This is a genomic window from Uliginosibacterium flavum, assembly GCF_040566545.1.
Classification (GTDB): Bacteria; Pseudomonadota; Gammaproteobacteria; order Burkholderiales; family Rhodocyclaceae; genus Uliginosibacterium; species Uliginosibacterium flavum.
Genome location: NZ_JBEWZI010000016.1, coordinates 17,828 through 43,955, shown reverse-complemented (window position 1 = coordinate 43,955; position 26,128 = coordinate 17,828). Strand labels below are relative to the sequence as shown.

Below are 26,128 nucleotides of genomic sequence, written 5' to 3'. Positions count from 1 at the left end.
CATGAGCAAACCACGCGTTGCCATTCACAAATTCGCCTCCTGTTCCGGTTGTCAGCTTGCCTTCGTGAATATGGGGGTCGAACTGATCGAGCTGACCAAGCTGGTCGACATCGTGCACATGGCCGAGGTGGGCCACGTGTTGCCCGAGACCACCGAGGTGGATATCGCCTTCATCGAGGGCTCGATCACCACACCGCACGATGTGGAGCGCCTGACCAGGATTCGCGAGCACAGCAAATTCCTCATCACCATGGGCGCCTGTGCCACCTCGGGCGGCATCCAGGCGTTGCGCAACAACGCCGATACGGCCGAGTGGATGCGCTCGGTGTATGCCAAGCCGGAGTTCATTCACTCGTTGTCCACTTCGGGTGCCATCGCCAATTACGTCAAGGTGGATTTCGAGCTGTGGGGCTGCCCGGTCAGCGTGCGCCAGATGCTCGCCGCGATCCGCTCTTTCCTGTTCGGCGTGCCGCCGCAAATCCAGCGCGAGAAGGTTTGCCAGGAATGCAAACGGCGTGGCAACAACTGCATCATGGTCACGCAGGGCGCCGCCTGCATGGGGCCGGTCACGCGCACGGGCTGCGGCGCGCTGTGCCCGAGCTTCGGCGCGCCCTGCTACACCTGCTACGGCCCGGCCGAGAACATCAATGTCGGCAGCTTCGGGCGGCGTCTGATGGGCCTCGGCCTTTCGCAGGAACAGGTGCTGCGCAAGTTCGCCTCGATCAACAACGCCGCGCCAGCTTTCAGCGACGCGGCGAAGCTGTTCTGCAGCGAACCCTGGATGGAGGAATAGATCATGAAAGCTAAGGGTGTGTGTCAAGTTTTTGACGCTCCATCAAATCCCCCAGCCCCCCTGATCAGGGGAGCATACGTTGGCGCCGGGCGCTTTGCGCCTCTGCTGACAAGGGGGTGGGAGAGCGACTCTGCAAAGCACGGCCTTGCGGCTCCGGAACGGGACGGGTGTGCAACCCCGGTATTCCTGCGTGAGGAGTTTGATTCGCTTGTGGAGAGCCTGAAATGACAACATTGGATCCGCGCCGTGATATCGACATCCAGGTGCCGCTGCTGACCCGCGTGGAGGGCGAAGGCTCGCTGGAATTCACCGCCCGCGATGGCAAGGTCGAAACCCTGCAGCTGCGCATCTTCGAGCCGCCGCGCCTGTTCGAAAAATTCCTCGAAGGCCAGGACTACACCGAGGTGCCGCACATCGCCGCGCGCGTCTGCGGCGTCTGTCCGATTGCCTATCAGATGACCTCGATCCGTGCGATGGAGAAGATCTTCGGCGTGCCCGAAAATCCCTGGGTGCATGGCATGCGCCGGGTGATCTATTACGGTGAATGGCTGCAGAGCCACGCCTTGCACATCAACCTGTTTGCCGCGCCGGATTTTCTCGGCTTTGCTGACGCGCTGCAGATGGCCACGCGCTTTCCGGACGACGTGAAGCGCGGCATGCAATTGCAGGGCCTGGGTAATGACATGCTGCGCCTGCTCGGCGGGCGTTCGGTGCATCCGATCGGCCTGCGCGTCGGCGGTTTCCACCGTGCGCCGCCGAAACACGAAGTCGCTGATCTGGTTGACAAGTTGCTGGCCGCGCGTGACATGGTGCGCGGATTCGCCGCTTGGGCCGTCAGTCTGCCGCGCCCGGTGGATGAACAGGATTTCGTCAGCGTGGCGATCCGCCATCCGCGCGAATACGGGCTGAACGAAGGCCAGCTGGTGTCGAATCGAGGTCTGGATATCGATTTTTCCGACTATCCGACGCACTTCAAGGAGCACCAGGTTGCGCACTCCACCGCGCACTACTCGATGATGGGCGGGCAGAGCTACTTCCTCGGCCCGCTGGCGCGCATGAACCTGAATTTCGACCGCCTGCCGCTGGAGGTTCAGGATTTTTCCCGCGATCTGGGCCTCAGATTCCCCTCGCGCAACATGTTCATGAACGTCGCCGCGCGTGCGCTGGAATGCTATCTGGCGATTGTCGATACGCTGAGCATCCTGCAGCGTTACAAACTGCCGACCCGGCCCTGGCAGGATTTCACGCCGCGTGCCGGCATCGGCCACCACTGCACTGAAGCCCCGCGCGGCATGATCTACCACCGTTTCGAACTCGGCAGCGATGGTCGCGTGAAGACGGCCACCATGATCCCACCCACCTCGCAGAATCAGGCCCGGCTGGAGCAGAACCTGCACACTGCCGTCGAACATTTCGGTCTGGAGCATCCTGACGACGCGCTGCGTGATCTGTGCGAGAAAGTCATCCGCAACTATGACCCGTGTCTGTCATGCTCGACGCATTTTCTCAAGCTCACGGTGACTCGGGCGTGAGTCGTGTGGCGCAAGTCGCGAGTCGCAAGTCGTGATGGGCGGCCATGGGTGAAATCCTTGTCGCCGGTATCGGCTCGCCGCACGGTGCCGACCGCCTCGGCTGGGTTGTGATCGATGCTCTGCAGCACGCCAGCCTGCCGGCGCCGGTCAAGCTCGTCGCCTGCAGCTTGCCCAGCGAACTTACCCCGCTGCTGCTCGATGCCCCGCGCGCCATCGTCATCGACGCCCTGCTTGGCGATGGCCCGGCCGGCACGATTCACGTATTGCGTGCGACAGACCTGACAAGAGCCGCGCTGCGCCTGTCTTCCCACGGCCTCGGGCTGGTGGAGGCCGTCCAGCTTGCCTCTGCACTGGGTATGCCTGCAGAATGCCTGTGGGTGCTGGTCCTGGACGTGGTGCATCCCGAAGCTGAAATCGAGGATGCGTGGATTGAGGGGCTGGCGCAGCGAGTCAGGACGATGCTGACGGAGATTTGATCGCTGCACTCACACCAGGCAGGAGCACTTGGAAAGCCGATACCCGGAATCCGTTTGGCGTAATGCTGATTTCGGCCATCTGCCGGCAGTAGAATGCCTCGACCCGACTCACCAAGGACACTGCAACATGGCACTCACAATGTACGAAGCGTCGATTCCTGCCCTGAAGAAAACCCTGAGCAGCCTCGCGGCCATTCTCGCCAAGGCCGCCGAGCACGCCCAGACGAAGAAGATCGAGCCCGCCGTGCTCGTCAATGCGCGTCTGTTTCCGGATATGTTTGCCCTCGCGCGTCAGGTCCAGATCGCCACCGACCAGGCCAAAGGCTGTGCTGCACGTCTGGCCGGTGTCGAGATTCCAAAATTCGAAGACACCGAAACCAGCTTTGAAGAACTGCAGGTGCGCATCGCCAAAACCATCGCCTTCCTCGATGGCGTCAGCGCCGACCAGATCAATGCCAGTGAAGCGCGTGACATCGTGCTGCAGCTTCACGAAACCAGGCTCGAATTCAAGGGCGCGGATTACCTGCTTAACTGGGTATTGCCCAACTTCTATTTCCACGTCACCACGGCTTACAACATCCTGCGCCACAACGGCGTCGAGATCGGCAAGCGGGATTTTCTGGGCAGTCGCTGAGGCTTAAGCTTGGCTTGCTTGTGGTCGTCTCCGGCAGGAGTCAGGCAATTACAGCCGACGGCAGAAGTGAAATCTACAAGCTATTTTAAATTGTGAAGCGTCGCGTAGTCGCGGCGCAAGCGCCGGCTTCATGCCGAAAACTGTGCCCTGAACAAATTGGGCTACGCTGTAACGGTGGGAGGGAGTGTAATGACCTTTACTATCGATGCACTGGGCGTATTGCAGGAAAAGGGATACAGGAAGCACTGCCACCCCTTGGATACCCTGTCCAGAACATTTGAAATGACAAGCAAGAATGTGGCAAGCAAAGTCCGCTTTTACAAGTGGTTCGGTTTCATCCTGCTTACCATTATCCCGATCATTTCGGCACTGATTTCCGTATTGATCAGTCTCAAGAATCCTGGCTCGGACTGGTTGCCGGCGGAGGCTATGGTTTTTCCGCTTAGTCTGACTTTAACGCTGCTGACGATCTTGAATTCGATATTCAAGCCGAGTGAGAAATTTCGTGAGGTATGCCTTATCGGAATTGGAATTGAGCGTTTTGCCGTGGATTTTATGGTGGCTTTGGAACGAATGCCGAAAGTAGATGAGTCCAGCTTGCTTGAACTCATCGACAAGAAGCGAAAAGAATTCGAAACATATCAAATAGAGCTTATTGGCATGTTCATGCCAATGGAGGTCGCCGCCCAACAGGCCGCAGCGGCCGACGCCAAGAAGCGGCACCACTGAGTTTGACTGTTGAGCTTTTGCGTCCCAAAGTCCTGGCATCAATTAGGGGCGATTTGATTCACTCGCCCGGCGCTGGAATAGCGAGGCTGTGGGGTCGAGGTGAACTGGTGCCGATCATTGGGGTGACGGCATTGTTGCCGTGATATTTGCTGAAGAGCGTCGTCTGGCTTGCTTCTTCAGGTGCCTGCCGTGCACCGCGCCGTGGGGCCGGCTTGTGCAGGCAGGTGAGCTGGACAGGCCCGCGCGATGCGGGTCTGCCGTCGTGCAGCTAATCAGGCTTGTGGGGCTTCGGCCGAGGCAGCATCCAGCGAAGATCCCGGCACTTTGCCGTCGATGATCTGGCGGGCGTGTTCCCAGCCGGCGCGGCGGGCGTCGCCCAGGCTTTCGTAGGGGGCGCCCAGCGGGAGTTTGAACAGCGAGCTGGTGCGGGCCGGATCGTCGTCGCGGCTGATGCGCACGGCGACCTTGAAGGTGCGGACGTGGGCGCGCGGGTCACCGGAGCCGTCTTTGTAAACGAGGGCTTGGGCTGAGAAGCCCTTGTAGTGGCAGATCTCGATGCTGTTCATTTTTTGCTTTCTGAAAAGAGCGGATGGCTAAAAGCTGGTCGATGGCTGGCGCAGTGGCGACAGCATGAAAAGCGGAGATGAACTTGCCGGAAGGCCGCCTGCAGAGCGGGAGGCGGGGAAGGAGGGTGCCGGGAGGGCTCCGTGAATCAGGCCTGGCTGCTTGCGGATCGAGCCTTTGCATGCTGCGCGCTGGGCCGGGGAATGGCAAGCGCTATTCCTGCTTTCCCGGCACGGGTTTGGCTTGGGTCACGGGTTCGCCTGTTAAAATCCAGCCTCGCCCCGGAATCACTCCATGCCTCTCGCTCCCCGCGCCGCCGTTTTGCTCGACATGCTTCACCGCATCGATGCGCCGCGTCTGCACGAGCTGCCGGTGGAGGTGGCGCGGCGCAGTTTCTACAAGTTGATGTACGCCTATCGCGAAGAGCCAGAGGCGGTGGCTTCGGCCGTCGATATCGAAATTTCGCGTCGCGAGCATGCTGGCGGAGCATTGCCGGCGCGCCTGTACCGGCCTGCCGGGACAAGCCCGGAGACGGTCTTGCCGGTGATGCTGTGGTTGCATGGCGGCGGTTGGGTGCTGGGTGATCTGGAGAGTTACGATCCCTGGTGTCGCGCGCTGGCGAATGCTTGCGGGATTGCGGTGCTGGCGCTGGATTACCGCCTGGCGCCGGAGCACCAGTTTCCGGCCGGGGTGGATGACGCCTGGTTTGCGCTGAAGTGGCTGGCGAGCGCGGCGGCGGGGTTGCAACTGGATGCGGCGCAGGTCACGGTGGGCGGCGATTCGGCGGGCGGCACGCTGGCGGCGGTGTTGTGTCTGATGGCGCGCGATGCTGGCGGGCCGGCGATTGCGCAGCAGTTGCTGATCTATCCGGCGACGGATTTGCTGACCGAATTCGGGAGTGCGCGGCAGTACGGTGCCGGGCATTTTCTGGAGCGTGAAACCATGCTCTGGTTTCAGCACAATTATTTCGCGCGCGAGCTGGAAAAGCACGACTGGCGTGCTTCGCCGATGCTCGCGGCGAGCCATGCGGGCTTGCCGCCGGCGCTGGTAATTACAGCCGAATGCGATCCGCTGGCCGATGATGGCGCGGCCTATGCGGCCAAACTGGTGGCGAGTGGCGTGGCCGCGCGTCATCTACAGTTTGAAGGCATGGTGCATGGTTTCGTGACGATGTTTAAATTGTTTGTCGAAGCGCGGATGGCGCTGGATGAGATTGCCGCCGCTTTGCGCGCGGCCCGGATTTCGTAGGAGCGGCCTCTGGCCGCGAAATGCTCGCGGCCAGAGGCCGCTCCTACATCAAAGCAGGAATTGCCATGAACGAAAATCTGTCCCCTGAGAACTCCCCGCTGGGCCGGGCTACGGATTACTGCAGCGAGTACGCGCCACAACTGCTGTTCCCGATTCCCCGCCAGCAAAAACGCGATGAGTTGGGGCTGCATCCGGACAAGCTGCCTTTCGTGGGCGAGGATCTGTGGAATGCCTACGAACTGTCCTGGCTGAATCCGCGCGGCAAGCCGGTGGTGGCAATAGGCGAATTCCGTGTGCCGGCCTACTCGCCGCGCCTGATCGAATCGAAGTCGTTGAAGCTCTATCTGAACTCCTTCAACCAGACGCGCATGGAAAATGCCGAGGCCGTGTCGGCGACCATCGCGCGTGATCTGTCGGCCGCCGCGGGCGCTGGCGTGCATGTGTCGATCACGCCGATGGAGCGCCAGCCGCGCCGCATGATGGGTTACGTGCAGGGCGTGTGTCTGGATGCGCTGGATATCGAGGTAACGCAATATTCGCCGCAGCCCGGTTTGTTGCGCGTGAATGCGGAACACACGGTGGAGGACGAGATGCTCTACTCGCACCTGCTCAAATCCAATTGTCTGGTCACCGGCCAGCCGGATTGGGGCGCGGTGGTGGTGCGATACAGCGGCGCGGCGATTGATCGCGAATCGCTGCTGCGCTACATCATCTCGTTTCGCGAACACAACGAATTCCACGAGCAATGCGTGGAGCGCATCTTCACCGACATCCAGCGCCAGTGTGCGCCGAGCCAGCTGGTGGTGTGGGCGCGTTACACCCGGCGCGGCGGCTTGGACATCAACCCTTTCCGCAGCAGTCACGAGGGCTGGGTGGCGGACAATCTGTTCGAGGTCAGGCAGTAAATTCAGTGCTGAGCAATGAGGATTGAGTGCTGAGTGGGCTTGCTTGCAGAGCCGCTCCCAGCAACGGTCTTCGGGTGGGTGTGTTACAGAGGCAATACGGGGGCGGCTCTCGGAGCATACTGATTACGCACTCTGCACTCTGCACTCTGCACTCTGCACTCTGCACTCTGCACTCAGCACTCAGCACTCAGCCGCAGGCGGCAAGCGGCAAACACACAAAGAAAGTCGCGCCTTCGCCGAGCCGGCTGATGCAGCCGACTTTGCCGCCGCTGGCTTCGACGATGTGCTTGACGATCGAGAGGCCGAGTCCGGTGGAGTGTTCGCCGCCGGTGGGGCGGGCGGTGAGGCGGGCGAATTTGCGGAACAGGCGGCCCTGATCTTCTTCTGAAATGCCGGGGCCTTCGTCGCGGATCTGGAGCAGGGCGTGGCCACTCTCCTCTTCCAGGCGGACATGGACCTTGCGCCCATGCGGCGAATATTTGATGGCGTTGGAGACCAGATTGTCGATGATCTGGTGCAGGGCGGTCTTGTCGACCATGAGCCTGAGCGGCGCATCGGGCAGTTCCAGACTCAGGCGGATGTCCTTGGCTTCGCCGCGCTGACGGTAGCTTTCGCACACGCCCTTGATGCTTTCGCGTGCATCAACGCTGACCGGGCGCAGGGCGTAGTGGCCGGTCTCGATGGCGTTGATGTCGAGCAGGTTGCGGATGATGTCGAAAATCAGCTGGGCCATGCTGCGTACATTGCCCAGACGGTTGATCTTCTTCTCGTCGTCCCAGGCGTGCCAGCGCTCGCGCAGCAGATCGACGTAGCTGATGATCGCGGCGGTGGGGTTTTTCAGATCATGCGCAGCAATCTGCAGGAAGGCGCCGCGCTCCTCGTGCAATTCGGACAGGCTGCGGTTGTTGCGCTCCAGCGCTTCGTGTTGCTGGCGCTGCAGGGCCAGGGCTTCTTCAAGCTGGGTGGTGCGTTCCTGCACGCGGGATTCAAGCTGGAGTTCGGATTCGCGCAGGACTTCGATGATCTGTTGCTCGGCGATCAGGCGGTCGTTCTGGGCCTGGATGTGTGCGCGTTGCAGCAGATTGACTTTGTCAGCCAGGGCGAAGGCGATGACGAGGACGTTGAGTGCGGCGGCGAGCGGGAAGGCATAGAGTGTAATCGGGGTGGCGTGGAGCAGGCCGAAACCATTGGCGACATGCAGGCTGCCACCTGTGAAGAGGATGCCATTGGCGACGAGGTAGAAGCGGGCCGCACGATTGCCTTGGCGAAAGGCTTGAATGCCGACGAACAGGCCCGCAGCGCCGGTGAAGGCGCCCATCAGGTAGTCGGCCGGAATGGCGTAACGCGCGCCGGCGATGGCGTAAAGGGGCAGGATGCACAGCTCCAGTACCATGCACAGGCGCATGAGCAGATCGGCGCGCGGGTTGCTGCGTTTCAGGTCGAGAAAGCGGCGGGCGAAGTGGGCAAAGGCGACGCCAGCGATTACCGGCAGCAGGATGCCGGCAAATGCCATGATCGGGGCTGACTGGAGCTGCGCCTGTTCGTGCAGCATGCCGAGCAGATGACCCTGAAGAAGCCCGCTGCTGGCGATGAAGAGCAGAAAGTCGGCATAGCCGCGATCACGCGTGGTGCTCCAGACCATCAGGCTGAGCAGGCTGAGGGCGAAGAACACGCCGCCGTAGAGTCCCAACCACAGGCGCTGGGTGAAGCTCTGGCGGTAGAAGTGGGTGTCTTCATAAACGCGGGGCCAGGCGATCAGTGGGCGCTTGGCATTCAGGCGTAAATAAATTGTCACGGGTTCGTCTGCTTGCTCGATGTCGAACTCGAAAACCTGATTGTGATAAGGCCCCAGTTTGAGATCCCGGGCGGATTCTTCGAGGCCGCCGCTTTGTCGCTCCAGGCTGCCGTCGGCGCGCAGGACGTAGAGCGTGGCCTGATCCAGCAGGGGATTGGAGAGTTCGATGACGTAGCCGCTCTTGTCGCGTGGGATGATCGTGCTGCGTAGCCAGGCAGCCTCGCGGGTGAAGCCCAAGCTCAGGGTGCCGTCTTGCAGGGCTTGCCAGTGGGCATCAGGCAGGCTACGGATTTCTGCCAGGGCGCGCCCGCTGCCATCGCTCAGTGTTTGCCAGCTGACGGGAATTTCGGTGGAGGTTTCGCTTGCGTGGCAGTGCAAGGCGCTGCAGCACAGCACAGCCAGGATGAATGAGATCAGCTTGCGCATGCCTTCCCCTTTGTTGCAGTGGCGGCCGTGCATGGCGGCGCCGCAATGTGCCCGGATTCTGGCATGCCGGACCGGGCTGCAGGCGACTTTGTGGCGGGGATGCCACATTGGCCAAGGTTCAGGTGCGCTCGCTGAACCAGTCGAGTTTGTGATGCAGCGCGACAACTCCGCCAATAATCAGCAGCGCTGGCGGTTTGATTCCCGCGTCAATAACGATCTGCGGCAGCGTGGCAATCGTGCCGGTCAGGGTTTGCTGGTCGGGCAGGGTGGCGCGGCGCACACAGGCCGCGGGCGTGGCGGGATCCATGCCGTGGGCAATCAGTTCGCGGCTGATGTCGGGCAGCGAAGTCAGGCCCATGTAGATCACCAGCGTTTGGCCGGGGCGGGCCAGGGTGGGCCAGTCGAGTTTGCAGCCTTCGTCCTTGAGATGGCCGGTGACAAAGAAGCAGGACTGGGCGTGTTCGCGGTGCGTCAGCGGAATGCCAGCGTAAGCGGCCGCACCGGCTGCAGAGGTGACGCCGGGCACCACCTCGAAGGGGATGTTGGCGGCGCGCAGGGTTTCGGCCTCTTCGCCACCGCGCCCGAAAATGTAAGGATCGCCACCTTTGAGGCGCACCACCTGCTTGCCCTGCAAAGCCAGAGTGACGAGCAGCTTGTTGATGTCCAGCTGGGGCAGGGCGTGATTGCCGGCTTTCTTGCCGACGTAAATATGTTCCGCATCGGCGCGTGCGTGGGCCAGCACGGCGGCGCTGACCAGATTGTCGTACACCACCACATCCGCCGCAGCGAGCAGGCGTGCGGCTTTCAGAGTGAGCAGTTCCGGATCGCCGGGGCCACCCCCAACCAGATAAACCGTGCCCGGCGGGGTGTTGTTGAGCGTGCTTGTTTCCATGGGGCAGAAGTTTAGCGGCTTCGCACAACTTGCGCGAATGCGCGTAATGGCCGCTTGAGCCGTGTGGTAGGCCTTATGTGGATCGTTCTGGCGAGAGGGATTACCCTGAATCCAACACTTCGGATGCTGCGGGATTGTTCCTGAGCACACAGGATGGTAGTTTCGCCGCACTTTCAGACAGAATCAGTCCCCGCTCCGCCAGGGACGACAGGGTAATCAATGTCACAAACAGCATCAGGGCACGCTACGGAAGTTTCACGCAAGCGTCTGGCGGGGCTTACGCTGGCTGCGGTCGGCGTGGTTTTCGGGGATATCGGCACCAGCCCGCTCTATACGATGAAAGAGGTGTTCGGCGGGCACGGCATCGCGGTCAATCACGATAACGTGCTGGGCATCTTGTCGCTGGTGTTCTGGGCGCTGATGCTGATCGTGTCCTTGAAGTACGTGCTGTTCATCATGCGTGCCGACAACCGGGGTGAGGGCGGCATCATGGCCCTGACGGCGCTGGCGCAACGTGCGGCGGTGAATGCCTCTCCGCGCATGATGTGGGCGCTGACGGCGTTGGGAATCTTCGGCGCCGCATTGTTCTATGGCGACGGGGTGATCACGCCGGCGATGTCGGTGCTCTCGGCGGTGGAAGGTCTGGAGATCGCCGCACCGGGTATGCACAAATATGTGGTGCCGATCACGATTGTCGTGCTGATCGGATTTTTCTGGATGCAGAGCAAGGGCACGGCCAGCGTAGGCGCCTTGTTCGGGCCGGTCATGGTCATATGGTTCCTGACTCTGGGAGGATTAGGGCTCGCCCAGGTGATTCATCACCCGAGTGTGCTGGCGGCGATCAATCCCTGGTATGGCGCGAATTTTTTCATTGAACACCGCCTGCATGGCTTTCTGGCGCTGGGCGCCGTCGTGCTGGCGGTGACCGGCGGCGAGGCCTTATATGCCGACATGGGCCACTTTGGCCGGCGGCCGATCAAGCTGGCCTGGTTCTTTCTGGTGCTGCCCTGCCTGTACATGAATTATCTGGGGCAGGGCGCTTTGCTGCTTAGCGATGCGGCCACGGTGCGTAACCCCTTCTATCTGCTGGCGCCGGACTGGGCGCTGTATCCGATGGTGGGTTTGTCGACGCTGGCAACCATCATTGCCTCGCAAGCAGTGATTTCCGGCGCATTTTCGCTGACCCGTCAGGCGACCCAGCTGGGCTATTGCCCGCGGATTGCCTATATCCACACCTCGGCCCGCGAAATCGGGCAAGTCTATGTGCCGGGCATCAACTGGACCTTGCTGCTGGCCGTGATCGCGCTGGTGCTGGGTTTCCGTTCATCGAGCAATCTGGCCTCCGCGTACGGCATTGCGGTGACGATCACGATGCTGATCGATACGCTGCTGGCCTTCATCGTGGTGCAGGCCTTGTGGAAATGGCGCTGGTTCCAAAGCATTCCTTTCCTGGTGGGGTTCCTGATCGTCGATCTGGCCTTCGTGATTGCCTGTTCGGTCAAGGTGCTTGATGGAGGCTGGTTTCCGCTGGCCATGGGCGGGGCGATCTTCACGCTGCTGGCCACCTGGCATCGCGGTCGCACCTTGCTGTCGGAGCGCACCCGGCTGGAAACCATGCCGCTGGATATCTTCATTTCTTCCTTGTTTCATTCCCCGCCCCGGCGTGTGGAAGGGGCCGGCATTTTCATGACCTCCAACACGCAGGGCGTACCGCGCCCGCTGCTGCACAACCTGTTGCACAACAAAGTGCTGCATGAGCGCGTGGTGCTGCTCTCGGTGATGATCGAAGATGTGCCGGTGGTGCCGGAGATTGACCGGGTGGAAATTGAAGAGCTCGACTACGGCTTCTATCGGATGTATGTGCGCTACGGTTTCAAGGACGAGCCGGACGTGCCCGAAGCGATGGCGCAGGCGACAGAGAAGGGCCAGCTTGAATTCCGGATGATGGAAAGCACCTTCTTCCTCGGCCGCGAGCGGCTGGTGCCGCACATCAAGCCGGGCATGGCGATGTGGCGCGAGCGCCTGTTCTTCTTCATGTTCCGCAACGCCAGCAGCGCGGCGGATTTCTTCAAAATTCCGCCTAATCGTGTGGTGGAGTTCGGCACCCAGGTCGAGCTTTGATTATTTGACGGCCTTGCTGAAGAACCGCATGGAGCGGTCCTTTTCGGGTGGGTGTGCTGAAGAGTCTTATGGGGCGAGCCAGTCCGGGCAGGTGTGCTGAAGAACCAAGCTGAGTGCGGCTCTTCAGGCCGCCAGTTTTGAATCCTCGGCGCAGATTTTCCCGGCCAGCGCATCCACCAGTTGCATCAGCACCTGCGCTTCGCCTTCCGGCAGTTTCATGCAGCGCAGGGCCAGTTCGCGCGCGATGCGGGTCAGGCGCCAGAAGATCTCGTTCAGTACGCAGCGCGCTTCCACGCGCGCTTCGCGCAACTCGGCTGGCGAGAGCAGAGGCGCAATCACCTCGAAACTGTCCATGCCTGTGCTGGCAAAGGCCTTTTGTACACCGATGAAGCGCTCGAATACGTCGTGGGTAGCGGATTCGGCGGCAGGCGAAAATTTGTAATTACTGGTTTGCCAGTTTGCGTAAATTTCCTGAGTGGCAGCGATGCGGGCGAAGACCCGGTGGATGTCGTCCGGCATGTCGCTTTCTTCTGATTCGGTGGGTGTGTCGGGCGGGCAGTCTTCGCACAGGGCGCCGATTAGGCTGACCAGATCGGGGGCGAATTCGCCCGGCAGGATCTTCAGCGCGACGCTCAGATGCTGGCGCGGCTGTTCGCGGCTGACCAATGCCGAAATCATTTCTGCCAGGCCCAGAATCTGTCCACCGACGGACACTTCGGCGCGGCGGCGCGCGCGCGGATAGCCGAAGCCATCGATGCGTTCGTGATGATCAAGAATGGCCGCCTGGGTGAGCTTGTCGAGCTTGGCGACTTCGCGCGCGAGGGCTGCGCCGATGATCGGATGTGCCGAAAAAGCCATCCATTCGCGCGTTGAAATTTCGTGGCCGCGCTGGCTCAGCGCCGGGTCGACATACAGTTCGCCGACGTCGTGAAACAGCCCGGCTACGCCCATGCTGGCAAGCAGATGCGCGTCGTTGTAGCGCCAGGCATTGGCCAGACCCATGGCGATCAGCGCCACGCGGACATGATGTGGGCGATTGGCCGGTGAGTGGCGATCAGCGACGGCGAGAAGGGTGCAGGCCTGGGGTGAGAAATGCAGGTGTTCAAGCATGCCCAGTGGCGTGACCCGCCCCTGCGACCAGTGACAGAAACTGCGTAGCAGCGGAGTTTCGTCCAGCGCCTGTTCGGCCACACGGCACAGCGCCGCAGTGTCCAGCCCTTCGGCGCTGGCCAGGCTGGTTTCCAGCGGGGTCCGTAGACGGTGGTTGATGATCTGCTCGTACAGGCCGGGCGTGATGCGCGCACCGCGTGCCAGTAATTTCGTGCCGTTCTGTGCGAATACATCTTCGCTGGCCTGCACCTCGGTTTCCTCGGCCAGCGAGCTCAGAGCACGCAGGAAATGCGGGTTGGCCTGCGTTGGCAGCGCAGGGATGGCGGGATCGTGGGGGTCGGGAGGGCTCATGCGGGTCAGTGCCTCGCGCGGAGCTTGATGCCGGCAGCCGAGGCTAGCTGCTTGCGTGCTTTTTGTCTTTTCCCGTCGATCAATAGCGGGTAGCTCTCCCTGTTTCGAAGGGCGTCTCGTGGTGCCAGTACTATTTTCATCGTTCCCTCCCCTCGAGAAACTACGCATCGTTGGAGTTAACGGCCGATGCGAGCCTCACTGGAGGGGGACGGAAGGGTAAATGAATCGTGCCTGCGTTGAGGCTATTTGCTGCGCTTTCCGCTGGCCGCGGGTTTGCGTCGACGGTCGTAATATTGTGCGATGTCGGCCGGCAGCCAGTCGCGATAGGCGCGCGCCGCCGCATCGGGTAGCTTGCCCTCATGCACCAGCGCGTTGATCTGGCCGATGATCGCCTCGCCCGTCGGGCTGCGCGAGCAGGCGATATGCACCGGGAGCAGGGCTGTTTCGCCTTCTACCGGGATGAACCAGAACTGACTGGGTTTGAGGTCGAAGCGCCGGATCGCCCAGCTCAGCTCGATGGCATAGCCCATGACCGCATCGACGCCCTGATGATTGCTGAGCCGCAGCAGGCCGCTCGAAAACAGGTCGCTGGCATTGAACTGGACGAGTTTGCCTTGTGCGCTGCCCGCTTGCAGCACGGGATCAATGCTGGGGCCAAAGCTGCGTCCCGCGGCCACGGCGATTTCGAACTTTCTGGCGTTCAGCAAGGCGTCCAGACGCAGCTCGCCGCGCTCGTTCAGGAAGGGTTCCAGGTCGGCTTTGCGACTGCGCAGGGTGATCAGCCCATTCGGTAAAAAGCTCACCAGTGGCTCGGAAAAAATGAAGTTTTTCTCGCGTTCCGGATTCTTCAGCAATGCGCGGCTGCAGCCATTGCCGCGCTGCTTCATTTCTTCTTGCAGGCGTGCGGCATTGGCAGGGATCAGCTCGTGCTGGTAGTCCGGCATTTGCTGCATCAGCAGAGCACCCCATTGATCGGCGGCGCCGCGATCCTTGAAGGGGCCGCTGATGATCGAAATGGGGGGGAAGTCGCTGTGGAACCACACTACTGATTTGGCGGGGACCTGCGCTAATAGCGGGCTGATCATCAGGCTCAGGCAGATCGGGCACAGCAGCGAAATCAGCAGGCGCATGGTGTTGCAAACACAGGCAGGAAGATTCACAAAGCATAGATGGCGACAGCGCCTTGCCGCAAGCCAGGACTTACAAATTTGCATAATCCATGCTTTGGGTTGTGGCCTCAGTTGCCGTGGCGCGTGGCAAATTCCTTGCGAAGCTCTTCGGGCAGGCTCATGTAATCGTCCTGATTGCCATACCAGCGTGTAGAGATGCGCCCGGCCTCGCGGGTAAAAAAGCCCGCCCAGACTTTCTTTTGAGAGGGCAGCACGACGATCATGGCCAGATCGGTCGGGCAGTTGCGGGGACGGCACAGGTGGATGATCAGGGTGTCGCCACTCTGGCGCACTGGCGTTTCAACATCCAGGCGAGCCAGTGTCTGCCGTTCGGCTTTGGGCAGGAGCTTGCCCAGTGCGGCCTTCAGCGCGGGCTGGGCGAGCAGCGGCAAGGGGCCAGCGACGTGCTCGGAGGGGTAACGGCCGACCCAGGCGTGCAGGCCATTCCAGTCATCCGCGGCCTGGCTTGGGGCGGCACATAGCAGCAGGACAGACAGGAAGAGTGTGGAGAGTATTTTCATCGTGTGGCCTCAGAGATGGATTTTGTGGAGCGCAGCGATCGGGTGGGCGCTGTCTTCTTTCATGCAGGCTTCACAGACGAAAATCTTCTTCGAGTAACCCGCGCCGGTGCCATAGCTTGTATCGATGCCGCCGAGTTTGTTCTTGGCAATATCCAGATACAGCGTGGCGCACTGGATGTTTTTGGCCGCATCGGTCATCTCGCTGTGCTCGAAGTGAACACCTTTGGGTGAGCATTTGTTGACCATGTCTACCGCGCCCTTGGTCATCTGCATCAGGCCGGTGGCGCTGGACTTGGTATTTTTGACGGCGGGCTCGAAGCCGGATTCTTTCCAGATCAGGCAGATTACAAACTCGTTCGAAAACTCTTTGGACTTGTTGTTCGCTTGTACCAGCTGTTTGATTTCATCGTGGGTCATGGGGTTGATCCTTTTTTTGGGTACGCGAGAATCACCCGGCGCCCGCTCTGGCGCAAGGCTTTGCAGGCTATTGGGCGGGATTTGACCGAGCAGTGGCGGTGGCTTTGTGCCGTGACCGGCTGCCTGAAGAGGCTTGCTGCACGGGCATCTTCGGGCATGCCTGCTGAAGGCTAAGGCGCAGCAAGCCTCTTCAGGCAGGCTTGATGCAAAACAGGGCGCAGGCGCTCGGATCAACCTACCCTGTCGGCTGTTCATTCTTCTTGCCGCTTGATGACGCTGCTTCCCGATGAGTTTTCCGGCCGCCGCTACCACGTCTACAACGACTGGGTGCGGCGCACGCATGGCGGACGGGTGCAGAAGATCAGCATCGACGCTGGCTTTACCTGCCCGAACCGCGACGGCACGCTGGGGCAGGGCGGCTGCAGCTTCTGCAACAACGAGGGCTTTTCTCCGAGCTATCTGCGCGAGCAGCCACGCATGGCGGATCAGATTGCGACGGGCGTGGAGTTCATGCGCCGGCGCTATCCGCGCACGCTGAAGTTCCTCGCTTATTTCCAGAGTTACTCAAACACTTACGGTGATCTGCCGCGTCTGAAGGCGGCCTATGCCGAGGCGCTGGCGCATCCGGACATCGCCGGGCTGGTGATCGGCACGCGGCCGGACTGTCTGCCGGACGCGGTGCTGGACTATCTGGCCGAGCTGGCGCAGCGCCACATCATCGAGCTGGAAATCGGCGTTGAGTCCTGTTCGGATGCGGTGCTCGTCGAATGCCTGCGCGGCCACGATTTTGCCTGCGCGCAGGATGCCATCCGCAGAGCCGCGTCGCGCGGGCTTTTCGTGACCGGGCATCTGCTGATCGGCTTGCCGCTTGAGTCTGCAGCCAGCCTGCTTGAAGGTGCCCGCCAGCTGGCCCTTTTGCCGCTGGATGCCTTGAAGTTCCATCAGCTGCAGATCGTGCGCCACACCCGCCTGGCGATCCAGTATCAGCGCGATCCGGCGAGCATTCCTTTGTCCGATCCGGCTGCCTACATCGATCAGGTGATCGACATGTTGGAGCTGTTGCCGCCCTCGATCAAGATCCAGCGTCTGGGCAGTGAGGTGCCACCACCGCTGCTGCTCTCGCCGGACTGGGGCATGCGCCTGCATGCCTTTCCGGCGAAGCTGGAGGCCCGTTTGGAGGAACGTCAGACATGGCAGGGACGGCTGGTTTCCGGCGTTTTGTAGGAGCTAGCGAAGCTGGCGATTTCTTCCACGATGGGATCGCCAGCTTCGCTAGCTCCTACAGGTTTAAACCCAGAGTGAAATCCACGGCGCCAGCAGCACCATCAGGATGCCGGCGATGATCATGGTCAGGCTGGAAATCACGCCTTCTTCGGTGTCGCGCTTGTGTGCGGTGACGGTGCCGACCGCGTGCGCTCCAGCGCCAAACAGCGCGCCCTTGGCGAGCTTGGAGCGCACGGGCAGCCAACTCAGCAGCCATTCGCCCAGCACCATGCCGACCAGCCCGGTGATCACCACGAAGACCGCCGCCAGTTCGGCCTGCCCGCCCATGGACGGCGCGGCGGCAATCGCGAAGGGCGTGCTGATCGAGCGTACCGTCAGGCTGCGTTCCAGCAGCTCGGGCAAGCCCAGCAGGCGACTGAGCCAGACGGTGCTGAGCACGGCCACGCTCATGCCGACGATGACGCCGACGACCAGCGGAAACCAGTGCCTGCGGATGGTCTGGCGGAATTCGAAGATGGGCACCGCAAACGCCACCGTGGCCGGTCCGAGCATGGCGCTGAGCCAGTGGCTTTGCGCGTTGTAGGCCGCGTAAGGCACGTGGGCCAGCAGCAGAATCGCAATCAGCACGGCCGGCACCACGATCAGCGGCGACAGCCAGGCGCGCGGAAAGCGGTGATGGATGCCGCGCATCGCGACGTACAGCAGCACGGTCAGGGCCAGCCAGAACAAGCCGGTGAGCAGGGTCATGCTTTGTTCTCAAAATGTTTGCGCCAGCGCGCTTCCAGACGCCAAGCCAGATCCACGGCCAGCGCGGTGGCGATCATCACGCAGGCGGTGCTGCCGACAATCACCAGCAAAATTGCCAGCAGCTTGCCCTGCAAAATCTGCTGATACTGCAGCACGGCGATTACCACCGGGATGAAGAACAGCAGCATTTCGCGCAGCAGCCAGGCTGCGCCATCGGCCAGCCATTCACGTTTGAGCAGGCCCAGTCCGAGCAGTGCCAAGGCGATGGCAATTCCGCTGACGGTGGGCGGAATCTTGTGCAGCCAACGGGCGGAGAGTTCGACAGCTGCCAGCCAGATCAGGATCAGAACGCCGATTTGCACAAGCAGGCGAGCGAAGCGGCGGAGTTTTGGGGCCAAGGGTGTCATGCGGAGGGTCTGCAACAGAAGCCTTTGCATGATACGGCCGCAGCCATGAAAAAGCCCGCCGAAGCGGGCTGGTTTTCTTGCCGACAAACATTAATCGGCAAAGAAATTTTTCACCTTGTCCATCCAGGACTTTGCGCGCGGATTGTGGCTGTCGCCACCGTCCTTGCAGGTCGACTCGAATTCGCGCAGCAGTTCCTTCTGGCGCTCGGTGAGTTTTACCGGCGTTTCAATCACGACGTGGCAATGCAGGTCGCCGTGATAGCCGCTGCGCACGTTCTTGATGCCCTTGCCGCGCAGGCGGAAGACCTTGCCGGTCTGCGTTTCGGCCGGGATCTTGATCGAGGCCGCACCGTCCAGGGTCGGAATCTTGATCTCGCCACCGATGGCGGCGGTGACGAAGCTGATTGGCATCTCGCAATGCAGGTCGTCGCCTTCACGCTGGAAGACCGCGTGTTCCTTGATGTGGATTTCGACGAACAGATCGCCCGGAGGCCCGCCATTCACGCCGGGTTCGCCGAAACCGGCGTGGCGCAGGCGCATGCCGGAATCGATACCGGCCGGGATCTTCACTTCCAGTGTCTTCTGTTTCTTGACGCGACCAGCACCGTGGCAATCGCCGCAGGGGTCGGTGATGACGCGGCCGGATCCGTGACACTTCGGACAAGTCTGCTGGATCGAGAAGAAGCCTTGCTGCATGCGCACCTGACCGGCACCGCCGCAGGTCGGGCAGGTCTTGGGTTTGGTGCCGGCCTTGGCGCCGGAGCCGTTGCAGCTGCCACATTCCTCCTGAACGGGGATGCGGATGGTTTTTTCGACGCCGCGTGCAGCCTCTTCCAGCGTGACTTCGAGGTTGTAGCGTAAGTCGCCGCCGCGATACACGCGTGATCCGCCTCCGCCACCTCCACGACCGCCGCCAAAGATTTCGTCGAAGATGCCACCGAAGGCATCGCCAAAGCCCTGCTGACCGCCGCCGAAACCGCCGCCTCCCGAGGACTGATCCACACCAGCATGGCCGTAACGGTCGTAGGCTGCGCGTTTCTGGTCGTCGGACAGCATCTCGTAGGCTTCCTTGGCCTCCTTGAATTTATCTTCGGCACCCTTGTCGTCCGGATTTCGATCCGGATGGTGTTTCATGGCCATCTTGCGATAGGCCTTCTTAATGTCGTCGTCCGAAGCGTCGCGGCTGAGGCCGAGCACTTCGTAGTAATCGCGTTTTGCCATGGTCGGTCAGGGAGATGTTAGGGGCAGGAGAACGTGCAGTGCTGGATGTGGAAATGAGGAGTGGGCGCGCTACGCACCACACTCCTCATTTTTCCTTCCTGACCAGTGCTTACTTCTTGTCGTTCACTTCAGTGAATTCGGCATCCACCACGTTGTCGTCTGCGGGCTTGGCCTCGGCGTGGGCATGTGCTTCGCCTTGGCCTGCACCACCGCCCGCGGCCGCTTGCTGGGCGGCATATACGGCTTCGCCGAGCTTCTGGCTGACTGTGCCGAGGGCTTGCGTCTTGGCTTCGATGTCAGCCTTGTCGCTGCTCTTCATGGCTTCTTCGGCGTCCTTCAGTGCGGCTTCGATTTTTTCTTTCTCATCGGCAGCCACCTTGTCGCCATGCTCGCTCAGGGCCTTCTTGGTCGTGTGGATCAGCGCATCACACTGGTTGCGGGCGTCGACCAGTTCATGCTGACGGTGATCTTCTTCGGCGTGAGCGGCAGCGTCGTTCACCATCTTCTGGATTTCGTCTTCCGACAGGCCTGAGTTGGCTTTGATGGTGATCTTGTTTTCCTTGCCGGTCGCCTTGTCGGCAGCTTTCACGTGCAGGATGCCGTTGGCGTCGATGTCAAAGGTGACTTCGATCTGCGGCATGCCGCGCGGAGCGGGGGCGATGCCTTCCAGATTGAATTCGCCCAGCATCTTGTTGCCGGCAGCCATTTCGCGCTCGCCCTGATAGACCTTGATGGTCACGGCAGGCTGGTTGTCGTCGGCCGTCGAGAAGACTTGTGCGTGCTTGGTCGGGATGGTGGTGTTGCGTTTGATCATGGCGGTCATTACGCCACCCAGGGTTTCGATGCCCAGCGACAGCGGCGATACGTCCAGCAGCAGCACATCTTTCACGTCACCGCGCAGCACGCCACCTTGGATCGCGGCGCCGACGGCCACGGCTTCATCCGGATTAACGTCCTTGCGGGCTTCCTTGCCGAAGAACTCCTTGACCTTTTCCTGCACCTTGGGCATGCGCGTCTGGCCGCCAACGAGGATCACGTCGTCAATATCGGAAATGCCCAGACCAGCATCCTTCAGCGCCTTGCGGCAAGGCTCGATGGTGGCGTTGACCAGTTCCTCAACCAGCGACTCGAACTTGGCGCGGGTGATCTTCATGGTCAAGTGCACCGGAGCGCCGTTGGCCATGGTGATGTAAGGCTCGTTGATTTCGGTCTGCTGACCCGAAGACAGCTCGATCTTGGCGCGCTCGGCAGCGGCCTTGATGCGCTGCAGGGCAATCGCGTCCTTGGACAGGTCGACGCCGTTGATGGTCTTGAACTCAGCGACGATGAAGTCGATCAGGCGTTGGTCGAAGTCTTCACCGCCAAGGAAGGTGTCGCCGTTGGTAGCGAGTACTTCAAACTGCTTGTCGCCATCCACGTCGGCGATTTCGATGATGGAGATGTCGAAAGTGCCACCGCCCAAGTCGAATACGGCGATCTTCTGATCCTTCTTGCCCACCTTGTCGAGGCCATAGGCCAGTGCGGCGGCAGTCGGCTCGTTGATGATGCGCTTGACGTCCAGACCAGCGATGCGTCCGGCGTCCTTGGTGGCCTGACGCTGGCTGTCGTTGAAGTAAGCCGGCACGGTGATGACCGCCTCGGTGACTTCTTCGCCGAGGTAGTCTTCGGCGGTCTTCTTCATCTTGCGCAGCACGTCAGCGGAGATCTGGGGAGGCGCCATCTTCTTGCCGCGCACTTCGACCCAAGCGTCGCCGTTGTCGGCCTTGACGATTGCGTAGGGCATCATGTGGATGTCCTTTTGCACTTCTTTTTCTTCAAAGCGACGACCGATCAGGCGTTTGACCGCGTACAGCGTGTTCTTGGCGTTGGTCACGGCTTGACGCTTGGCGGGCGCGCCGCACAGGACTTCGCCTTCTTCCATGTAGGCGACAATGGACGGGGTGGTGCGCGCACCTTCCGAGTTTTCGATCACCTTGGGCTGGCCGCCTTCCATGATGGCCACGCAGCTGTTGGTGGTGCCGAGGTCAATACCGATAATTTTGGACATATTTACTGCTCCTTGATTGCAATTCTGGAAGCGCAGATGCGCGCTTCATGTTCATTTCTGATAACTAAGTGGGGGTAAGGCGGGCGATTTCAAGCCGACTGGGCGACGGCAACCAATGCCGGACGCAGCACACGGCCTTCCAGCGTGTAGCCCTTCTGGAAGACCTGCACCACCGTGTTGGCGGGCTGATCAGAAGGGATTGCAGAGATTGCCTGGTGCTTGTGTGGATCGAACTTCTCGCCGATCGGGCTGATTTCCTGCAAACCACTCTTCTCGAAGGCTTTGCTCAGGTTTTTGAGGGTCAGGTCCACGCCTTCACGGATCGCTTCAGGTGTTGCCCCTTCAACCGCCAGCGTTTGCTCCAGACTGTCTTTTACCACCAGCAGTTCGTTGGCGAAGCGCTCGATGGCGAACTTTGCTGCCTTGCTGATGTCTTCCTGAGCACGGCGGCGCATGTTTTCGGTTTCGGCCTTGGCGCGCAGCCAGGCATCGTGGTGTTCGGCTGATTGCAGTTCGGCCTGACGCAACTGTTCTTCGATGCTAGGAAAGCTATCAATGTTTTCGGCTTCCGTGCCGTCAACAGCTTCCATAGAGGTGTCTGAGGTGTTGCTATCGTTAGCGAGGTTATCCTGAGGGTGCGGCATGAAGCGGGCTCCTGAATGGTTCAATCAAGCATCTGCGGGTGCCGTTGATCCATTTCAAGTGCTGGCATTCTTTTTTTTCGTGAACTTTGTCACACTGGCGATAGAATCTGCCTGCTATTCAGGTTTGTACAGAAACAGACGGGGCGACGTGATCCATGGCTGATATGCCAACACAAGTCGGTAAATACAAGATCATTCGCGAGGTAGGGCGCGGTGCGACCGCGGTCGTCTATCTGGCGGAGAATCCGTATTATCCCGAGCCGGTGGCCCTCAAGTACATCTCCTTTCGCGACAAAGCCAAGGATGAGGCCAAGTGGAACCGGCGCCTGCTCAAGTTGTTGCGCGCCGAGGGCTCTGTGGCGCGCAAGCTGGATCACCCGCACATCATCAATATCTACGAGGCGGTGATCGAGGCGGAAGAGGCCTACGTGGTGATGGAGTATTTTCCCGGCGGCTCGCTGGAAGATTACTGTACTTACGAAAAAATGCTGCCCGTGCATCGCACCACCAGCATCATTTTCAAGTGCTGCATGGCGCTGGATTACGCGTATCGCCAGGGCATCGTTCACCGCGATATCAAGCCGGCGAACATTCTGGTCAATGCCGAGGACGAGGTGAAAATCACCGACTTCGGTCTGGCGCTGAACGTGAACAAGAAGAGCGCCGAAGATTCGACCTTCATCATGGGCGTGGGCTCGCCGGCCTACATGTCGCCTGAGCAGATCAAGAATTACCCGCTGAACCAGAAGACCGATCTGTATTCGCTGGGCGTGGTGCTGTTCCACATGCTGACGGGCCGTTTGCCCTTCCGTGCCAAGAATCCGGCGCAGCTGGTGTACAAGATCATCAATGCCGATCCGCCCTCGGCCAGTACGTTGAATCCTGATGTGCCTGAAGCTATGGATGCGGTGATTCGCCGCGCTCTGGAAAAGGATCTGTATTCACGTTACAAGAACGGCGCCGAATTCGCCAAGGATCTGTCGGGGATCCAGTTCAAGATTTACGACGAAAACGACCGGATTCCGGATGGCTCGCGCTTCGGGCAGTTGCGCAAGCTGCCGTTTTTTACCGAGTTCGAGGACGTCGAGCTTTGGGAAATCGTGCGTTTCTCCGCTTGGCGCATGGCCGAGCCGATGACCCAGATCATTCGCGAAGGGAATACGGACCAGCGTTTCGGAATTTTGCTGGAAGGCGAAATCGAATTGTCGATCAATGATCGCGTGCTTGCGACTGTGGCCTTGGGCGAGAGTTTTGGTGAGACGGCCTATCTGGACAAGGTCGACCACAAACAAACATGCACCGTGATCAGCCGTACCTTTGTGCGCTATCTGGAAATCACCCCGGCCGCGTTGGCTCTGGCGTCGGAAGAGTGTATGGAACACTTCCGGGATCGCTTGAGTTCGGCGTTGGTCGCGCGCCTGGCGCGTGCCGAAAGCAGGATCGCGGAAAGCGGTGTGAAAGCCATCCGTGCGGTGAATGTCACCATGTCGGGCATGGAGTTGCAGCTGGTTAATAATTAGAATTACACGACCAGATCAATCTGCTGAATTGTTTTGGCAATGCCGTCCTCGCTGAGGAACAGGCCAGTCGTGCGTACGGCTCCCGCCGTTTCTCCACCGGCCTTGAGCGTAAAGGCCGTTCCCACTCGATCCAGCGCAATCGCCCCGACATTCGCCGTTTTCAGGCTTTGCGCCTGATCGCCGGGATGCCATACCTGCAGTTTGCTGAATGCGGCGTCGTTTTCGTCGATCCAGCCGTTGCCGTCGTCGTCAAGCGCACTCAACTCTTCAAAACCATCACCGCTGCTTGGCCCGAATAATTCGCGGCCGTCGTCAATCTTGCCGTTGCCATTGCGATCCAGCGCCAGAAAGGCACTGCCGGCCGCCAGGCTTGCGAGGCTTTCCGTCTTGCCGTCGGCATTCAGGTCAAAACTGAATTCGGCAGCCTTCAGGCGAATCTGATCTGTCGCGAGGTTCAGCACCAGCGGATCTTTGGCTTTCGGGGCGTTGCTGGCTTCGAACACGCTGCGGCTTTCCTGTTGTTCGTAGCGCTGCATCAGCAGATCCAGCGAGAAACTGATCTTGCGCCCGTCAGCGGTGCTGACCTGGCCTTGAGCGCTGTAGCTGGCAATCTCCAATTCTTCATGCACTTGGCTGGTTTCAATCCGGACCGACCAGACGGGATCCGTGTTGGCGGGTGCAGGTGCATTTGCTGTCGCTTCGGTGGCCTCGGCAGGCGCTGCTTCGACGCTTGCACTGCTGCCGGATTGCAGTTCCGACGCGCTGAACAACTTCACCTTGCGCCCGGTCAGGGCTTCGATGATGGCGATCAGTAGTTGCATGCGCGGATCGGTGGAGTCTTCGCCGCTGCTCTCAACAATGGCTTCGCTCTGCTGCGCCGCCATGCCGGCGGATGAGATCTCGGTACGCGTAGCCGGTTCGGGCTGCGGCGCGCGGCGCTCCGGAAACGTGATGGAGAGGCTGGCTTCGCTGTGTCGCCGGGTGGATTGCCAAGCGAGCGCCTTGCCCTCCGAATGGAGGTTGGATTGTTCGATTTTCATGCGTTTCTCCTTGCGACCCTCAAATTGCGATCGTCTATGCAGGAGTTACCGGCATGCGACAGAAGAGCTTGAATTCCTGATGGGGGGACACCCCCTTCAAAGGCGGCGCGCGCCATGTCGTGAGCAAAGGCGTTACCATTCCGGCATCTGTCAATCAAGGGAACTTCCATGCCGGCTTTGATCGTTGTTATTGCGCTATTGGTGTTTGTGGTGATTACCCTCGCCAAGGGCGTGCGTATCGTGCCGCAGGGCGAGGAATGGGTCGTTGAGCGTCTGGGCAAGTACCTCACCACAATCACACCGGGCCTGAGTGTGTTGATCCCGTATGTCGATCGTGTGGCCTACAAGGTCACCACCAAGGACATCATTCTCGATGTGCAGGAGCAGGAGGTGATTACCCGCGATAATGCGGTGATCCTGACCAATGCGATTGCCTTCATCAAGGTGACCGATCCGATTCGCGCCGTGTATGGCATCACCAATTTTCAGGAAGCAATCCGTAACCTGGTGATGACGACGCTGCGTTCCATTGTTGGTGAAATGGAGCTGGATGAGGCCTTGTCTTCGCGTGACCGGATCAAGGCGCGGCTGCGCGAGAGCATTTCGGATGAGGCGATGGATTGGGGCATCAGCATCAAGACGGTGGAGATTCAGGACATCAAACCCTCCGAGTCGATGCAACGCGCCATGGAGTTGCAGGCTGCTGCCGAGCGCGAGCGCAAGGCCGTGGTGACTCGCGCCGAAGGCAGCAAGCAGGCAGCGATTCTTGAAGCAGAAGCGCGTCTGGAATCATCAAAGCGTGATGCGAATGCCCAGGTGGCATTGGCAACCTCGTCCGCCGAATCCATCCGGCGCGTGGCCGATGCGATTGGCGAGCAGAGCACGCCGATGATGTTCATCCTGGGTGAAAAATACATTCACGCCATGGAAAAGCTGGCCGCCTCGGACAACGCCAAGATGATCGTTCTTCCGGCGGATCTGCAGGAGGTCGTCAAGCGCTTCGTGGGTGTGCGCAGCTAAGTGCTTGCAGGGCCCCATCTGGACTGGTTCTGCGGAGTGCTTGCCTGCTCAGCCTTTACTGGCAAGGCTTGGCAGTATGTGGGGCTGAAGAAGTCCGCTGGGTGAGGCTCTTCAGCCAGGCTTAGTGAACTTTGTCGCGCATCAGGCGCTGCTTCTCGCGCACCCAGTCGCGCTCCTTTTCGGTTTCGCGCTTGTCGTACTGCTTCTTGCCCTTGGCCAGACCGATCTCTATCTTGATGCGGCCCTTGCTGTAATGCAGGTCCAGCGGGATCAGGGTGAAGCCGGCGCGTTCGACCTTGCCGATCAGCTGGCTGATTTCGTGGGCGTGCAGCAGCAGCTTGCGGGTGCGCACCGGATCCGTCTTGATGTGGGTGGAGGCAGACAGGAGCGGGCTGATGTGCATGCCGATGATGAACAGCTCGGCGCCACGAACCAGCACATAGGCCTCCTTGATCTGTGCCCGGCCGGCACGGATCGCCTTGACTTCCCAGCCTTCCAGCACGAAACCCGCCTCGAAACGTTCCTCGATGAAGTAGTCGTGAAAGGCTTTGCGATTGTCGATGATGCTCATATTG

General features: G+C 60.5%; 25 protein-coding genes. 11 read left to right on the top strand and 14 right to left on the bottom strand.

Annotated elements, in window-relative coordinates:
- The first annotated feature begins 1 nt into the window (after position 1).
- From ABXR19_RS14435 to ABXR19_RS14415, 5 genes are all read left to right on the top strand, one after another.
- Complete coding sequence (locus ABXR19_RS14435; RefSeq protein ID WP_354601843.1) at positions 2-793, top strand: NADH-quinone oxidoreductase subunit B family protein; 792 nt, start codon at positions 2-4, stop codon at positions 791-793.
- Between the two features lie 224 nt (positions 794-1,017).
- Positions 1,018-2,325, top strand: a complete 1,308-nt coding sequence (locus ABXR19_RS14430) for a Ni/Fe hydrogenase subunit alpha (RefSeq protein WP_354601842.1) — start codon at positions 1,018-1,020, stop codon at positions 2,323-2,325.
- Between the two features lie 44 nt (positions 2,326-2,369).
- The gene (locus tag ABXR19_RS14425) at positions 2,370-2,801 is read left to right on the top strand and encodes a hydrogenase maturation protease (RefSeq protein ID WP_354601841.1); all 432 of its coding nucleotides are present in this window, start codon (positions 2,370-2,372) and stop codon (positions 2,799-2,801) included.
- 127 nt (positions 2,802-2,928) lie between these two features.
- Positions 2,929-3,435, top strand: a complete 507-nt coding sequence (locus ABXR19_RS14420; RefSeq protein WP_354601840.1) for a DUF1993 domain-containing protein — start codon at positions 2,929-2,931, stop codon at positions 3,433-3,435.
- Between the two features lie 189 nt (positions 3,436-3,624).
- On the top strand, positions 3,625-4,164 hold the full coding sequence (locus ABXR19_RS14415; protein ID WP_354601839.1) for a hypothetical protein: 540 nt from the start codon (positions 3,625-3,627) through the stop codon (positions 4,162-4,164).
- Positions 4,165-4,436: 272 nt separating this feature from the next.
- On the opposite strand, the gene ABXR19_RS14410 is transcribed toward ABXR19_RS14415, so the two are convergent.
- Positions 4,437-4,730 (bottom strand): hypothetical protein, encoded by a 294-nt coding sequence (locus ABXR19_RS14410; RefSeq protein ID WP_354601838.1) that lies wholly within the window; start codon positions 4,728-4,730, stop codon positions 4,437-4,439.
- 292 nt (positions 4,731-5,022) lie between these two features.
- On the opposite strand from ABXR19_RS14410, the gene lipP1 reads away from it, so the two are divergent.
- Positions 5,023-5,976 carry a LipP1 family hormone-sensitive lipase gene (lipP1, locus tag ABXR19_RS14405; protein WP_354601837.1) on the top strand — a complete coding sequence of 318 codons (954 nt, stop codon included), beginning with the start codon at positions 5,023-5,025 and terminating at the stop codon, positions 5,974-5,976.
- 65 nt (positions 5,977-6,041) lie between these two features.
- On the top strand, positions 6,042-6,881 hold the full coding sequence (gene queF / locus ABXR19_RS14400) for an NADPH-dependent 7-cyano-7-deazaguanine reductase QueF (protein ID WP_354601836.1): 840 nt from the start codon (positions 6,042-6,044) through the stop codon (positions 6,879-6,881).
- A gap of 187 nt (positions 6,882-7,068) precedes the next feature.
- Here queF and ABXR19_RS14395 read toward each other — a convergent pair whose 3' ends face one another.
- Together ABXR19_RS14395 and cobA are read right to left on the bottom strand one after the other, a co-directional pair.
- The gene (locus ABXR19_RS14395; protein WP_354601835.1) at positions 7,069-9,102 is read right to left on the bottom strand and encodes a sensor histidine kinase; all 2,034 of its coding nucleotides are present in this window, start codon (positions 9,100-9,102) and stop codon (positions 7,069-7,071) included.
- A gap of 118 nt (positions 9,103-9,220) precedes the next feature.
- The gene (gene cobA / locus ABXR19_RS14390; protein WP_354601834.1) at positions 9,221-9,994 is read right to left on the bottom strand and encodes a uroporphyrinogen-III C-methyltransferase; all 774 of its coding nucleotides are present in this window, start codon (positions 9,992-9,994) and stop codon (positions 9,221-9,223) included.
- Positions 9,995-10,213: 219 nt separating this feature from the next.
- On the opposite strand from cobA, the gene ABXR19_RS14385 reads away from it, so the two are divergent.
- The gene (locus ABXR19_RS14385) at positions 10,214-12,115 is read left to right on the top strand and encodes a potassium transporter Kup (RefSeq protein ID WP_354601833.1); all 1,902 of its coding nucleotides are present in this window, start codon (positions 10,214-10,216) and stop codon (positions 12,113-12,115) included.
- Between the two features lie 123 nt (positions 12,116-12,238).
- On the opposite strand, the gene ABXR19_RS14380 is transcribed toward ABXR19_RS14385, so the two are convergent.
- The 4 genes from ABXR19_RS14380 to ABXR19_RS14365 all read right to left on the bottom strand — a co-directional run bounded on the left by ABXR19_RS14380 (position 12,239) and on the right by ABXR19_RS14365 (position 15,683).
- Complete coding sequence (locus ABXR19_RS14380; RefSeq protein ID WP_354601832.1) at positions 12,239-13,576, bottom strand: HD-GYP domain-containing protein; 1,338 nt, start codon at positions 13,574-13,576, stop codon at positions 12,239-12,241.
- A 242-nt stretch (positions 13,577-13,818) separates the two neighbouring features.
- Positions 13,819-14,706 (bottom strand): TIGR02285 family protein, encoded by an 888-nt coding sequence (locus ABXR19_RS14375; RefSeq protein ID WP_354601831.1) that lies wholly within the window; start codon positions 14,704-14,706, stop codon positions 13,819-13,821.
- A gap of 107 nt (positions 14,707-14,813) precedes the next feature.
- Entirely contained in the window at positions 14,814-15,266 is a 453-nt protein-coding gene (locus ABXR19_RS14370; RefSeq protein WP_354601830.1) for an Ivy family c-type lysozyme inhibitor, read from the bottom strand.
- Between the two features lie 9 nt (positions 15,267-15,275).
- Entirely contained in the window at positions 15,276-15,683 is a 408-nt protein-coding gene (locus ABXR19_RS14365; protein ID WP_354601829.1) for a transglycosylase SLT domain-containing protein, read from the bottom strand.
- Positions 15,684-15,953: 270 nt separating this feature from the next.
- Here ABXR19_RS14365 and mnmL point away from each other — a divergent pair, with 270 nt between their 5' ends.
- The gene (gene mnmL / locus ABXR19_RS14360; protein ID WP_354601828.1) at positions 15,954-16,907 is read left to right on the top strand and encodes a tRNA modification radical SAM protein MnmL/YtqA; all 954 of its coding nucleotides are present in this window, start codon (positions 15,954-15,956) and stop codon (positions 16,905-16,907) included.
- Between the two features lie 63 nt (positions 16,908-16,970).
- On the opposite strand, the gene ABXR19_RS14355 is transcribed toward mnmL, so the two are convergent.
- The 5 genes from ABXR19_RS14355 to grpE all read right to left on the bottom strand — a co-directional run bounded on the left by ABXR19_RS14355 (position 16,971) and on the right by grpE (position 21,973).
- Positions 16,971-17,654 (bottom strand): LrgB family protein, encoded by a 684-nt coding sequence (locus ABXR19_RS14355; RefSeq protein WP_354601827.1) that lies wholly within the window; start codon positions 17,652-17,654, stop codon positions 16,971-16,973.
- Complete coding sequence (locus tag ABXR19_RS14350; RefSeq protein ID WP_354601826.1) at positions 17,651-18,052, bottom strand: CidA/LrgA family protein; 402 nt, start codon at positions 18,050-18,052, stop codon at positions 17,651-17,653. Before ABXR19_RS14350 ends, ABXR19_RS14355 begins: the two co-directional genes overlap by 4 nt.
- Before the next feature lie 99 nt (positions 18,053-18,151).
- Positions 18,152-19,282, bottom strand: a complete 1,131-nt coding sequence (gene dnaJ / locus ABXR19_RS14345) for a molecular chaperone DnaJ (RefSeq protein WP_354601825.1) — start codon at positions 19,280-19,282, stop codon at positions 18,152-18,154.
- 109 nt (positions 19,283-19,391) lie between these two features.
- Positions 19,392-21,329 carry a molecular chaperone DnaK gene (dnaK, locus tag ABXR19_RS14340; protein ID WP_354601824.1) on the bottom strand — a complete coding sequence of 646 codons (1,938 nt, stop codon included), beginning with the start codon at positions 21,327-21,329 and terminating at the stop codon, positions 19,392-19,394.
- Positions 21,330-21,418: 89 nt separating this feature from the next.
- Positions 21,419-21,973, bottom strand: a complete 555-nt coding sequence (gene grpE / locus ABXR19_RS14335; protein WP_354601823.1) for a nucleotide exchange factor GrpE — start codon at positions 21,971-21,973, stop codon at positions 21,419-21,421.
- Between the two features lie 155 nt (positions 21,974-22,128).
- Between grpE and ABXR19_RS14330 the strand changes: the two genes are divergently transcribed.
- The gene (locus ABXR19_RS14330; protein WP_354601822.1) at positions 22,129-23,493 is read left to right on the top strand and encodes a serine/threonine-protein kinase; all 1,365 of its coding nucleotides are present in this window, start codon (positions 22,129-22,131) and stop codon (positions 23,491-23,493) included.
- Positions 23,494-23,495: 2 nt separating this feature from the next.
- Here ABXR19_RS14330 and ABXR19_RS14325 read toward each other — a convergent pair whose 3' ends face one another.
- Positions 23,496-24,533 carry an SPM autocatalytic domain-containing protein gene (locus tag ABXR19_RS14325; protein ID WP_354601821.1) on the bottom strand — a complete coding sequence of 346 codons (1,038 nt, stop codon included), beginning with the start codon at positions 24,531-24,533 and terminating at the stop codon, positions 23,496-23,498.
- A 168-nt stretch (positions 24,534-24,701) separates the two neighbouring features.
- Between ABXR19_RS14325 and ABXR19_RS14320 the strand changes: the two genes are divergently transcribed.
- Positions 24,702-25,553, top strand: a complete 852-nt coding sequence (locus ABXR19_RS14320; RefSeq protein ID WP_354601820.1) for an SPFH domain-containing protein — start codon at positions 24,702-24,704, stop codon at positions 25,551-25,553.
- Positions 25,554-25,674: 121 nt separating this feature from the next.
- Here ABXR19_RS14320 and smpB read toward each other — a convergent pair whose 3' ends face one another.
- Complete coding sequence (gene smpB / locus ABXR19_RS14315) at positions 25,675-26,124, bottom strand: SsrA-binding protein SmpB (protein ID WP_354601819.1); 450 nt, start codon at positions 26,122-26,124, stop codon at positions 25,675-25,677.
- Positions 26,125-26,128: the final 4 nt, after the last annotated feature.